At 65.6% G+C, this 11835-nt stretch carries 14 protein-coding genes; 9 read left to right on the top strand and 5 right to left on the bottom strand.

All coding sequences use genetic code 11. The annotated features are described in order from the left end of the window. Positions 1-138: 138 nt before the first annotated feature. Positions 139-1599 (top strand): amino acid permease, encoded by a 1461-nt coding sequence (locus tag IDT60_RS15505; RefSeq protein WP_164205296.1) that lies wholly within the window; start codon positions 139-141, stop codon positions 1597-1599. 168 nt (positions 1600-1767) lie between these two features. Here the strand turns inward: IDT60_RS15505 and IDT60_RS15500 are convergent, their stop codons facing one another. Further along, on the bottom strand, positions 1768-2511 hold the full coding sequence (locus tag IDT60_RS15500; protein ID WP_191079721.1) for a dienelactone hydrolase family protein: 744 nt from the start codon (positions 2509-2511) through the stop codon (positions 1768-1770). 154 nt (positions 2512-2665) lie between these two features. After that, positions 2666-2842 carry a CsbD family protein gene (locus tag IDT60_RS15495; RefSeq protein ID WP_164205300.1) on the bottom strand — a complete coding sequence of 59 codons (177 nt, stop codon included), beginning with the start codon at positions 2840-2842 and terminating at the stop codon, positions 2666-2668. 131 nt (positions 2843-2973) lie between these two features. Here IDT60_RS15495 and IDT60_RS15490 point away from each other — a divergent pair, with 131 nt between their 5' ends. Further along, a complete protein-coding gene (locus tag IDT60_RS15490) occupies positions 2974-3432 on the top strand; it encodes an SRPBCC family protein (RefSeq protein WP_164205302.1) in 459 nt (152 codons plus the stop codon). Continuing rightward, positions 3432-4094, top strand: a complete 663-nt coding sequence (locus tag IDT60_RS15485) for a pentapeptide repeat-containing protein (protein WP_223883747.1) — start codon at positions 3432-3434, stop codon at positions 4092-4094. The genes IDT60_RS15490 and IDT60_RS15485 overlap by 1 nt, the downstream gene beginning before the upstream one ends. A 30-nt stretch (positions 4095-4124) precedes the next feature. Here IDT60_RS15485 and IDT60_RS15480 read toward each other — a convergent pair whose 3' ends face one another. Beyond that, positions 4125-4358 (bottom strand): DUF6480 family protein, encoded by a 234-nt coding sequence (locus IDT60_RS15480; RefSeq protein WP_164205306.1) that lies wholly within the window; start codon positions 4356-4358, stop codon positions 4125-4127. Positions 4359-4442: 84 nt separating this feature from the next. Between IDT60_RS15480 and IDT60_RS15475 the strand changes: the two genes are divergently transcribed. After that, on the top strand, positions 4443-5051 hold the full coding sequence (locus IDT60_RS15475; RefSeq protein WP_191079720.1) for a GNAT family N-acetyltransferase: 609 nt from the start codon (positions 4443-4445) through the stop codon (positions 5049-5051). Between the two features lie 46 nt (positions 5052-5097). Here IDT60_RS15475 and IDT60_RS15470 read toward each other — a convergent pair whose 3' ends face one another. Beyond that, positions 5098-5994: an SGNH/GDSL hydrolase family protein gene (locus IDT60_RS15470; RefSeq protein WP_191079719.1), complete on the bottom strand. Its 897-nt coding sequence runs from the start codon at positions 5992-5994 to the stop codon at positions 5098-5100. A 207-nt stretch (positions 5995-6201) separates the two neighbouring features. On the opposite strand from IDT60_RS15470, the gene IDT60_RS15465 reads away from it, so the two are divergent. The 4 genes from IDT60_RS15465 to IDT60_RS15450 all read left to right on the top strand — a co-directional run bounded on the left by IDT60_RS15465 (position 6202) and on the right by IDT60_RS15450 (position 9950). Next, entirely contained in the window at positions 6202-6897 is a 696-nt protein-coding gene (locus IDT60_RS15465; RefSeq protein ID WP_223883746.1) for a tyrosine-protein phosphatase, read from the top strand. Continuing rightward, on the top strand, positions 6894-7151 hold the full coding sequence (locus IDT60_RS15460; RefSeq protein ID WP_191079717.1) for a hypothetical protein: 258 nt from the start codon (positions 6894-6896) through the stop codon (positions 7149-7151). Before IDT60_RS15465 ends, IDT60_RS15460 begins: the two co-directional genes overlap by 4 nt. A 26-nt stretch (positions 7152-7177) precedes the next feature. Then, entirely contained in the window at positions 7178-9301 is a 2124-nt protein-coding gene (locus IDT60_RS15455; RefSeq protein WP_223883745.1) for a S1 family peptidase, read from the top strand. Positions 9302-9551: 250 nt separating this feature from the next. Further along, on the top strand, positions 9552-9950 hold the full coding sequence (locus IDT60_RS15450; protein WP_223883744.1) for a VOC family protein: 399 nt from the start codon (positions 9552-9554) through the stop codon (positions 9948-9950). A gap of 62 nt (positions 9951-10012) precedes the next feature. Here IDT60_RS15450 and IDT60_RS15445 read toward each other — a convergent pair whose 3' ends face one another. Then, positions 10013-11113, bottom strand: a complete 1101-nt coding sequence (locus tag IDT60_RS15445) for a S1C family serine protease (RefSeq protein ID WP_191079716.1) — start codon at positions 11111-11113, stop codon at positions 10013-10015. A gap of 234 nt (positions 11114-11347) precedes the next feature. Between IDT60_RS15445 and IDT60_RS15440 the strand changes: the two genes are divergently transcribed. Continuing rightward, a complete protein-coding gene (locus IDT60_RS15440; RefSeq protein ID WP_191079715.1) occupies positions 11348-11797 on the top strand; it encodes a cupin domain-containing protein in 450 nt (149 codons plus the stop codon). The last annotated feature ends 38 nt before the right edge of the window (positions 11798-11835 follow it).

Genomic DNA, 11835 nt, shown 5'->3' with positions numbered 1-11835 from the left:
GATAGACAGGCCGCGCGAACTTCGACGCAATGAGACTTTCCATGCAGGAAATTCCTTCAAACATACTGAAGCCGAATTTTCAGGATGAGAGAGCTGTGCCAGGGGCGCCGGCCAATCCCCTACCCACAAGGAATTGTTGTGCCTCAAAGTACCCCCACAGAACTCGTGAGCCCCACGGCGCAATCCGCCGTCGTCGACTCCACCCTCAGCGCCGAGGGCTACAAAAAATCCCTGAGCGGCCGCCAGGTCACCATGATCGCCATGGGCGGCGCCATCGGCGTCGGCCTCTTTATGGGTGCGGGCGGACGCCTGGCCTCCACCGGCCCGGCGCTCATCTTCTCGTACGCCATTGCCGGCGTCATCGCCTACCTGCTGATGCGTGCACTGGGCGAACTGATCATGTACCGCCAGACGTCCGGTTCCTTCGTCAGCTATGCCGGCGAAATGTTCGGCAAGAAGGGCGCGTACCTTTCCGGCTGGATGTATTTCATCAACTGGGCCATGACCGGCATCGCCGAGCTCATTGCGATCGGACTGTACTTCCAGTTCTTCTTCCCCAACGTTCCGGTTGAACTGTCCGCCATCGCCGCCCTGCTGCTGCTCGTTGGCGTCAACCTCCTGAGCGTCAAGGCCTTCGGCGAATTCGAATTCTGGGCCTCCTGCCTCAAGGTCGGCGCCATCATGATCTTCCTGGCCGTGGGCACCTTCATGGTCATCACCAATGCCCAGGTGGGCGACGGTAACGCCTCGGTCAACAACCTCTTCGCGGCCGAAGGCGGCATGTTCCCCAAGGGCGCCCTTGTGATGATCCTGGTGCTGAACGCCGTGATCTTCGCGTACAACGGCATCGAACTGGTGGGCATCACCGCCGGCGAAATGCAGAACCCGGCCAAGGAAGTGCCCAAGGCCATCCGCGCCGTCGTCTTCCGCATCGTGGTGTTCTACGTCGGTTCCGTGACCCTTCTGGCCATGCTGCTGCCCTCGGACCAGTACGTAGCCGGCACCTCGCCGTTCGTCACCGTGTTCGGCCAGATGGGCCTCGGCTGGATGGGCGATGTCATGAACATGATCGTCATCACCGCCGCGCTGTCCTCCTGCAACTCGGGCCTGTACTCCATCGGCCGGATCTTCCGCACCATGGCCAACAACGGGCACGCTCCGGAATGGCTCACCCGGATGTCCAAGAGCCACGTGCCCTACGCCGCCATCCTAGCCATCGGCGCCGTGTACCTTGTGGGCATCCTGCTGAACATCTGGCTGGGCGGCTCCCACGCCTTCGACCTCGCGCTGAACTCCGCATCAATCGGCGTGATCTTCACGTGGGGTGCCATCTTCGCCAGCCAGATCGCGCTCCGCACGAAGAAAGGCAAGGTTTCCTCCCTGCCCGCGCCCGGCGGCATCTGGAGCAGCTGGGCTGGCCTCATCGCACTGCTGGCCATTACCGTGCTGATCGGCTTCGACACCATGACCAGTAAGACCGGCGAGGTATTCCACCTCGGTCTCTGGACCCTGGCCACCATCCCGTTCTTCGCGCTGGTGCTGTGGCTGGGCTGGCAGAAGGTCAAGCACAACGAGCCCAAGAGCGAACTCTTCAGCTAAGGCTTTCCACCCAAGCAGTACGAACGACGGCGGCGGTCACCTTCCCAAGGTGGCCGCCGCCGTCGTACTCCCGTGCGTTCCTGCCCGGTTTGTCCGGCCGGCCCGGCCATAATCACGCCATTTCGGGCGGTCTGCCTGGATTTCGGGGGAGTAACCGGGCTGGAGTGCTCAGACAGCCGGGTTGTCCGAGCCCTTCAGGTGCCGGGCGAAGTGATCCTCGATCCGTTGCCAGGCCTCAGGGGCGGATTCGGGGTCTGGGCCGATGCCCATGACCCGCATCAACGGCCGGAGCACTGCCGGGCCCAGGTCGGTTTCGTTGAGGAACGCGTGGCCGGCCGTGGGGAATTCCTTGACGTCGTTTTCGATGCCGAGGTTGTCCAGGGCGGTCTCGAGCCTGCGGGCCGCGCCCTTGAGTGTGGTGTCTTTGGCTCCGAAGTTGGCCACGATGGGGCAGGCTCCGCGGAGGGCTCCCTCCAAATCGCGGGGGAGACGGCCGTAGTTGACCGAGGCCGCATCGAAGCCGTCGCGGGCCACCAGCAGGGCGAAGCCGCCGCCCATGCAGAACCCGATCACACCGGTTTTGCCCGTGGACAGCGGTGACTTGGCCAGCCAGGTCCTGGCGGTGGCGAGGTCGGTGAACACGCGGCCGCTGCCCGTCATCATGCTCCGCATGGTGCTGACCACGCAGCGCCGGGCACCGCCGTCGCTGAACAGGTCCACCGCCAGCGTGAGGTAACCGGCGCGGGCCAGCCGCTCCGCGTGGCCGCGGATCGAGTCGTTCAGGCCGAAGGCCTCGTGAATCATGAGGACGGCGGGAAAAGGGCCGGCTCCGGCCGGCCTGGCGAGGTAGCCGCCCAGCGAGGGCGAACCCCCGGCAGCGGCACTTTCGGCGCTCAGGTCGACGTACGTCATGGGGCAAGGGTAGCCGGGCCCTTGCATCGACTGCTCCGTAACGGTCCTTATGGGGCCTCAGAAGGGCCGTTATGGAGCAGTCGATGAGGAAAGAGGCAAAAGAACGGCGGCGGATCCCCCATAGGAATCCGCCGCCGTCCGGTTCTGTTAGGAACTAATCCTTCTTGAAGGTGTCCTTGACGTCTTCGCCGACCTTCTTGGCGTCAGCCTTGACCTGATCCGTCTGGCCTTCAGCCTTCAGGCGGTCGTTGTCCGTGGCGTTGCCGGCCGCTTCTTTGGCCTTGCCGCCGAGGTTTTCCGCTTCGTTACTGATCTTGTCTCCGAGGCCCATGTCACTGACCGCCTTTCGTTTCCTGTTGATCAAACACTGCATTTTCACCATAACACAAAGCATGCTTACTATTTCAAGGGCCCGGTTGAGGTTGCCTATTGAATGTCAGCAGCCCCGGCTAGGCTCGATGCATGGACCACACAACAAGCCTGACGCAGCACATCCATGCCAGCCCGGACAAGGTCTGGGCCGTCATCTCGGATATTCCAGGCTCTGCTGCCACCCTGTCCAGCATCGAGGCGGTGCAGATGCTCAGCGACGGACCCTACGGTGAGGGGACACGCTGGAAGGAGACGCGGAGGATGATGGGCCGGGCGGAAACGGTTGAGATGTGGGTGAACCAGGCTGATCCGCCACGCAGCACCACCGTCAAGGCCAACCAGGGCGGAGCCGATTACACCACGCGCTTCAGCCTCGCCGAGCGGGACGGCGGGACGGACCTCACGGTGACTTTCGGCGCCGAAGTGGTCAAACCCACCACGCTGAGCAAGATCTACATGGGCCTGTTCGGCAAGCTCGGCATGAACATTACCCGCAAGGCCCTGACCAAGGATCTGGCGGAAATCGCGGCCAAAGCCGAATCGCTCTAGTGGCGGTCAAGCTTCCCAAGATCACCGGTCCCCGGATCAGTGAGGTGCGGCTGGAGGACCTCACCGAGGATCCTTCGCCGGACTTCCGGCGCGGTGAAACGTACGACGGCGTCCGGTACAGCCGGGCGGCGGCTGACGGTCTGGAGCTTAGCGGCACGGACTTCGCCGAGTGTGAGTTCCAGGGCGCCTCGTTCAATGAGACCCAGCTCCGCGGCGCCGGCTTCCGCGACTGCGTCCTGTCCGAGCTGTACGCGCCTGTGTTCAGGGCGGCCCGGTCCACATGGCGTGACGTGCAGCTGAACAACCCCAGACTCGGGTCCGCTGAACTCTACGAGAGCGGCTGGCAATCGGTGCGCGTCGACGGCGGGAAGCTGGACTTCCTCAACCTGCGGGGCGCCAAGCTGACAGACGTGCTGATCACGGACTGCATCATCAACGAGCTGGACCTGGGCTCCGCCGCGGGAACAAGAGTGGCGCTGGAGAACTGCACCATCGGGACGCTGGACCTCACCGGGGCCCGGCTCAAGGACTTCGATATCCGCGGCACGGACTTCAGGACCATCAGCGGTCTGGGGAGCCTGGCCGGTGTCGTGATTGACGACTACCAGCTGAGCCTGCTGGCCCCGCTGCTGGCGGCACACCTGGGCATGCGGGTGGTGTAGCCCGGTCCTGAGGTGCCGGTTACACCAGGGTCAGTCGAAGAAGCCCACGATGTAGCCGATGAAGAAGAGAAGAAACAGCAGGACGCCACCTGCGATGGCTGCGATCCAGAAAACCTGCTGGCCTTTTCCGGAGCCCCGCAGCGTTGGTTCGTGTGTGCCGGCCACGGAACCCTCGCCAGGCGGGGTTTCACCGGGAGGAACACCGCCGCCCGGTTCCAGGCCTGTGATCTTGTCGTCCTGCGGATCGGGGTTAGGTCCTGTCACGGTAACTTCCTCGGCTCGGCGTGGGGTGGTCCTGATCGTGTCCCCAGACTAACTGCCAGCGGGTGGCGGGCCTAGGCTGGTGCCGTGACTTTTCTTCAGCCCCTCACCCTGACCGGCCGCCACGTCATCCTTGAGCCGCTGCGGTACGGGCACCACGACGGCCTGGTGGCAGCGGCCCGGGACGGCGACCTGTGGAAACTCTGGTACACGTCCGTTCCCACCCCGGACGGAATGGGCGCGGAGATTGAGCGCAGGCTGGCCATGCAGGCGCAGGGGTCCATGCTGCCGTTCACCACACGGCTGATCGATCCCGCGACTGGCGGCCCGGGCCGCATCATCGGGATGACCACTTACTGCAATGTCGACGCCGTCACGCCCCGCGTGGAGATCGGCTACACCTGGAACGCCGCCTCAACCCACGGCACCGGCACCAACCCGGACTCCAAGCTGCTGCTGCTTCAGCACGCCTTCAAAGCACTGGGCTGTGTGGCGGTGGAGTTCCGCACCCACTGGATGAACCACCAGTCCCGCGAGGCCATTGCCCGGCTCGGCGCCAAGCAGGACGGTGTGCTGCGCAGCCACTCACGCACGGCCGACGGCGTTCTGCGGGACTACGTGGTGTTCTCCATCCTGGAGCACGAGTGGCCCATGGTCCGCAACGGGCTCGAACACAGACTCGCCAAGCACCCCTAGGGGTGTTTGGCGAGTTGGGACTGCGGGTTCGGGCTCTGCGCGCCTGCTACATGGCTGCCACCAGAGCTGCTGCATAGCCCAAGGTGTGTCCCGTCCGGTTTGGATGGAAGTTGTAATCTGCGGTGGGATTGTTCGGATCAAAAACGAGCCATGGGTCGGCGGAGTTCACGGCATGTCCAAGGAAGCGTGGCGTTACGTCGACGAAGACGGCGTTGGCACTGTAGTAATAGTTAGCTAGTGCTACAGCATTTTCAATCAGTTCGTTAAGCCCCAGGGTGGCTTGGTTGATAGCCAACTGTGAGGCTGGTGGAAGGGGTGCAACCGGGCTGTCCGGGGCAAAAAGCAGTGGATAGCCCAAGACCACGATCTTGGCATGTGGTGCCGCGGCGTGGATGTCAGCATAAGTCTGGACCAGGGCGGACGTAAGTTCGGCCAGGGCCGCCTCGCTCGTGGCCGACGCGATGGCTACGTTGCAGGCCTCCGGCGAAACTGAACACTGGCCAAGGACGTAAGCAAACCCCAAATCGTTGGCCCCGGCAGTGATACTGACGAGTTCGGTCGCATCTGAGATCTTTCCGGTGAACACCAAGCGATCGAGCTGCTCTTCGACGGTGGGAGTGGAGATCACAGGATCGTAAGCGGGGCTCTGGGCGGAGAGCACGGCACCGTGGCAGGCCGCGTTAGGAGCTAGGTCCACGCGGCTTGTCTTACCTACGACGTCAACGTAGCCGCGCTGACTTTGCCAGCAGGCGATTCCCCCGGGACGCTCCGCGCCACCCGCGCCGGTCCCGGCGGCGTACGAATCGCCCAAAGCGACGTAGTCCACCTTGGGCGCAGGCGGTGCCGCCTCCGCCGGAATAGCCGCAAACCCCAAGGCCATGACCATGGTGGCGAGGCCGGCCGCAAAAGCCGGGCGCCGCCGTCGTACTGCTGACGTTGCCATCGAATTCCCCTCAGATTGATCCATTGAACGGGTGACACAGGCATATAAGTGACACCGTACGCCTCACGTCCAACCTCGTCACCGCTCCGGAGTACTCGACTTTCGCGCTGCCCCTGCCCGGATACGTGGGGTGTACCTGCACCAATGCGCGTGCGGGCCGTGGCGGCTTTGTGGTTAGCTGTCCGGGTGGAGACGATTGGGGGAGCTGTGAGCTGGGACGGAGCCGTCAACGCATGGCACGTCGCCGGCCGTGTCTACCGGATGGGCCGCCGCGAGTGGCTCACCGAGGCCGGGTGGCGGCAGGCGCACGACGACGGCATCCGCACCGTGGTGGACCTCCGTCACCCCCGCGAGGTGCGTCGCCGGGACACCGACCCGGCCGTGCCTGACGAGGCGTTGTCCGGCGTGGACATCGTCATCACCCCCACCGAAGAGCCCGACGATCCGCGCTTCACTGCCGTCTGCGGCCCGTACCTCAACGATCCTGCGCATTATCTGCACAACGTCAGGCTTTTCCCGGAAAAGCTTGTCGGCGTCTTCCGTGCCCTGGCCAGGGCGTCTGCCGGCGCCGTTGTGGTCCACTGCGCGGCGGGCCGGGACCGCAGCGGCATGGTGGCCGCGATGCTCCAGGATCTGGCCGGCCACGCGGATAACCTCATCGCCGACGGCTACGCGAAGGCGGGCCGCGGCATCAACGAGCGCTACCGGACGCACGGGCCTCCGCACACGCGGGAACGCTACCTCCCCGACGCCGAGCTGACGCCTCTTCTGGAGGAACGCTCCCGGACCGTGGTGACGTTCGTCCGCGAGCTGGATACGCGGGCCTTCCTGCTGCAGAACGGGCTAAGGGACACCGAACTCGCCGCCATCCTTCGACTGCTCGAACGTCCGGAGGGGCCATGAATACGCTCCGATATGTGGCAGCCGGCCTTGCCGTGGCGGGTGTGGTGATGCTCGTGGCCGGGCCTCTCTGGGCCGTCCTGACCTCGGATGTTGGGCAGACGGACGAAAATTTCGGCCTCGGCGACGGGACCGTCCACGGCGAGTGGCTTCCCGGTCAGGTCTTCCTGATGGTGGCAGGGGCCGTGCTGTGCGTGGCCGCAGTGATCACCGCCTACCTGTCACGGCGGAGCGATGCAGATGACCAGAGCAGATGACTAGAACAAGAGCGAAGGCGGCCGGTTTGAAGCGCGTATGGGGAGCAGCATCGGCAGCGGGGATGGCACTTGCCGTGGGATTGGGCGGCGTTCCGGCGTCTGCGGTGGCGGCGGTGCCGGGGTCAACGCCCCCGGCTGTTCCGGCGCCGGTGGCGCCGTCGGAGGCTCCGTCCTCAGATCCGTCGGCAGAGGTTCCATCGCCGGATGCAGGGGAAAGCCCGACGGCGGGTGGTGGCCTTTCGGAGGCCGGCCTGGCCGAGGCCGCCCTCCGGGACCTCGGCCTGACGCCCGCGGAATTCGCCGCCGCCGGCCAGCTGGGTAAGCAGGCCGCTGATGTTGCCGCGGCGCTGCGGGACGTCCCCGGATACCTCGGAACGCGGCTTGAGGACGGCAGTATTCTCGTTGCCGGCAGCGGGAAGGAACTGCAATCCGCGGTAGCCAAACTTAGGGTGACCATCCCGGCGGTGACCCTTGAAGCGGTACGGACCACGCCGCCGTCGGACGTTCCGGGAGAGTCCCTTCCGGATGGGTCCGCGCCGGCTGGGTCCGCTCCGACGGCGGCTGGTTCGGGTGACGCCGCCGGCACCCCGGCCACGTCCCGGACAGAAGCCGCGACGGGCAGCGAGCTCGCGCACAGCACGCAGCAGCTGTACCAGGCTTACCTTCGCGAGGTGGGACCGGCAGGGCTCCAGGCAGTGGCCCACACCGGCAGCGGGTTCGTCATCCGCACCGGGGGAGTGAACACCTCCGAAGCATCACAGGAAGGCATGGGCGCACCCGAAAGTGCGGGCACGGACGTCGCGGGCCCGGAGGCCGCTGCCGCCGCGGGCAAGATTTCCGCCGAGGAGTTCGTGGCGCGCTTCGCCAACGTGGAGCTCGACGCCGGCGCCCGGCTCGCCCCCGAAGCGGACGTCCCCGGGGGCCTGGGCTATGCCGCCGACACCGGCTATGTCTGCTCCACGGGCTTCGCCGCCTTTGATCCGGCGGGGCTGCCCGCCGTCCTTACTGCCGGCCACTGCACCAACGACGGCTCGGCACGGTCGGCCACGCTGCAGTTCCTTGGAACTCCGGCCGGGCGGCTCGGAGACTTTGGCTTCAGCCAGTTCGGCGGGCCGGGAAACACCACGGTACTGCGGCCCGGCAATTCCACCGACCCCGGCAACGTGGGGACGGACATCGCCGTGATCGATGACCTCCGGCCCGATGTGGACCCCTCGCCGGCGGCCAGCACCTGGGGCAACCCGTCGGAACCGGACCCGGATGTGAAGGTCGTCGGGACCTCGGCCCCTGTAGTGGGCATGCCCGTCTGCCGCTCGGGCCGGACGTCCGCCTGGTCCTGCGGAACCATCGACGCGGTGGGGATCTTCGTTGTGCCGGGGCACGGCTACCCGGCCGACCCCCTGGATCTCAGGGCGTTCAACGGGTTCTTGTCCTTCGATGTCCAGTCCGGCGGCGGCGACTCGGGCGGGCCGTGGCTGAGCGGGAACTACGCGGTGGGCACCCACGCGGCAGGCGAAGAAGCACCCAGGCCCGGTGAAGCTGCGCCAGCGAACTTCGCTGTGGCCGCCACGCTGGAGGATGCGCTCGCGGTGCTCCCCGGGTACCAGCTGGAACTCTTCCTCAACAGGCCCACGGTCGCCTCGCCGGCCCCCGGTGCAATGTTCGACGCCGGGCAGACCATCAGCGGCCAGGTGGCCGCCGCTCCGGCATCGGCAGTCGCGGCGGGTTCGAAGGTCAGGGTCACGGTCGCCGGCGAGGCGCCGTTTGAGGTGCCTGTGGATACGGCCGGTGCATGGTCGTTTACGGCTCCGGCTGTGGCAGGACCGCTGCGCTTTACAGCTGAAACGGTCAACGGGTTCAGCGCGTCGGGCGTCAGGCAGTTCGAGTTCGCTCCGGCGCCTCCGGTTCCCGCACCGGTGGTCGAAACCCCGGCGGCGGTGACCGCGGCGGGCGGTGCGCCAACCGCCCTCAGTAACAGCGCCGCCGTCGTCCGTCCGCTCGTGGCTGACCGGCCCGCCGCGCTTGCCAACACCGGTGTCTCCGGCCTGCTCCTGGCCGCCGGTCTTGCGGCCGCTGCGCTCGCCGTCGGCGGTGTCCTGCTGCTGCTGGCACAGCGGCGGAGGCGGCAGCGCGCAACCCCGGCGGAGTAGCCCCCCTGGGACGCTCTCTCACTTACCGTGGGTTTTCTCCAAACGCTCTATCATTTAATGCGGGTTTTTCCGGAACCCTCTCGCACTGACGGCCTCGGCAGTTTGATCGAGTGAGAGAGCGTTGGCCAGAAACCCACATTAAGTGAGAGAGGTCCGATTGAGGGGGCAAGGGCGGGGGTACCCGGCGGATCTTTCCCGGCCGCCCGGGCGTAAAATTTGCACCGTAGGAGGTGGCGAAATGACCCTAGCGATGACCACAGCCAGAACCATTCTGCCCGTCGACGATCCCGCGCGGGCCCACAGTTTCTACACCGAGAAACTGGGCCTTCCGCACCGCGGGATGACAGAGGATGGAAGCGAATTGCTCGGTACCGACGGCGGCCCGATGCTGCAGTTGAAGCCGGTCTCGGACGGCAAGCATTCCGAGCACACCGCCCTCAGCTTCGAGGTGCACGATATTGAGCGGATCGTGCAGGACATGGAGGCCAAGGGTGTCCGGTTCCAGGACTACGACCTGCCCAACTTGAGGACCGAAAACCACATCTGTACCACGGACTCAGAGAAGTGTGCCTGGTTCATGGATACCGAACACAACATCCTGTGCGTCCACGAGACTCTGGGCGGCAGCGAGCCTGAATACCAGCTCTGACCGGCACGCGGCCAACCCGGCACGCGACCAGGCCCGGCCGGCGGACGGCGCTGAACGGACGGCTACCGGCCGGCGTTGCTGGCCGGCCGTTCGCTGAGCCCGACTTTGATGTCCAGGCTCTCGCCGCCCCGCTTGACCTGGAAGCCAACGGTGTCGCCCGGATTGCGGCTCCGGAGTTCGGCCAGCAGTTTCTCCGGGGCGGTGAGCGCCACGCCTTCCATGGATTCGAGGACGTCCCCCGGGCGAATGCCCGCGCGCCCTGCCGGGCCGTCCCCGTCAACAGAGAGAACAACGACGCCGGTACTGACGTCGACGCCCAGCTGCTCGGCAATGGGCCGCGTCAGTTCGCCCGGTGTCAGTCCCAGATAAGCGTGTTCCGCCGTGCCGTCTGCCAACAGCTCCTCGGCCACTTCGACGGCGGTGGCTGCCGGGATCGCGAAGCCCAGCGCCACAGCACCGGACGACGGCGGAATGTAGGCCTCGCTGATGCCCACCACCTCACCGCGCATGTTGATCACGGCCCCGCCGGAGTTGCCGGGGCTGATCGGCGCATCTGTCTGGATAAGGTCCACCAGGGACAGGCTGTCCTGCGCCGATCCGGGAATAGACCGGTGGAGGCCTGAAATGATGCCGGCTGTGGCAGTGTTCTCGAAGCCCAGCGGCGAACCCAGCACGACCACGCCCTCACCAACCTTGGGCAGGGCCGGCTGGTATGTCGGTTGGGGCAGGCCGGTCCGTGACGCCTGGACCAGGGCAAGGTCCGTCACGGGATCGGTGGCCTTGACGGTGCCGGCCACACGCTGGCCGTCAGCAAAACCCACTTCCACTTCTGTGTTGCCGCGGACCACGTGCTCATTGGTCAGGATCAGCCCGTCCGCTGAGTAGACCACACCGCTGCCCAGCCCGCCGTCGGTGAAGATGGTAACCACCGACGGGGCTAAGTTCTCCACGATTTGGGTGATCGACAAGGCTGTGCCCGGATCGGCCGGAGCAGGAGCAGCGCCCGTGGTGGCGGCGGAGCCGGGCGATGTGCTCCCCGTGGTGACGGGCGAAGGGCCGGGCGTCGGTGAGTTCGTGCAGGCGGAAAGCGCCAGGACTGCGCTAAACACCGTTGCCAGGAACGCGCCCCGACGGCCGCGCGCTGAGCTGGATGGTGGCTTCATCGACAACCTCCACTTGGACGTCGGCTCTGTCCCTCCACCGTAGCGCCGGGTGCAAGACGCCGCCAGTGTCCGGGGGGAGTGAGCCATGGGCCTGCCGAAATCAGGAAATCCGGCGTTGAAAAGATACGAACGAGCGTACGTCTTGACTACTGTAGGCGCAGCCGACATACTGAATCAGGACCCCCGGCTGCAACGACGAAACCGGCGGCAACTCGAAACCTCAGGAGGATTGCCATGACCGAAGTGGCTTTTGATATCAACCGCAACGTGGATTTGTTCCGGGTCAACCGTGCCGACGAGCTAGCGGCCGCCCCCGGCCAGACGCTGAATGCCCGCCGCATCTCCGGTGTCAGCAAGGAAAACAGCCCTGTCGAGCAACTGTGGTTTGGCAAGGTGTACACCGGTCCGGGCGAAATCTCGGACGCCCACCACCATGGCGAAGCGAACACGGGAGGCTACGTCCTCCAGGGGCGTGGCTTTATTCGCTACGGCGAGGCGTATAGCCAGATCGTCTACCTGGAAGAGGGGGACTTCGTGTTTGTGCCGCCGTTCATGCCGCACATCGAAGGCAACGCCAGCAAGACCGAAGAACTGATTTGGATGACCACCCGGACGCCGGACAACATCGTAGTGAACCTGCACGACCAGGAGATTGTGGACCTGAAGATCGACTACCGTTCCTGAGTGAGGGAAATACAGGGTGGCTGCCGGAAGGTGGCCAC

The sequence above is a fragment of the Pseudarthrobacter sp. BIM B-2242 genome (genome assembly GCF_014764445.1).
Classification (GTDB): Bacteria; Actinomycetota; Actinomycetes; order Actinomycetales; family Micrococcaceae; genus Arthrobacter; species Arthrobacter luteus_A.
This window is presented reverse-complemented; position numbering and strand designations above follow the sequence as displayed.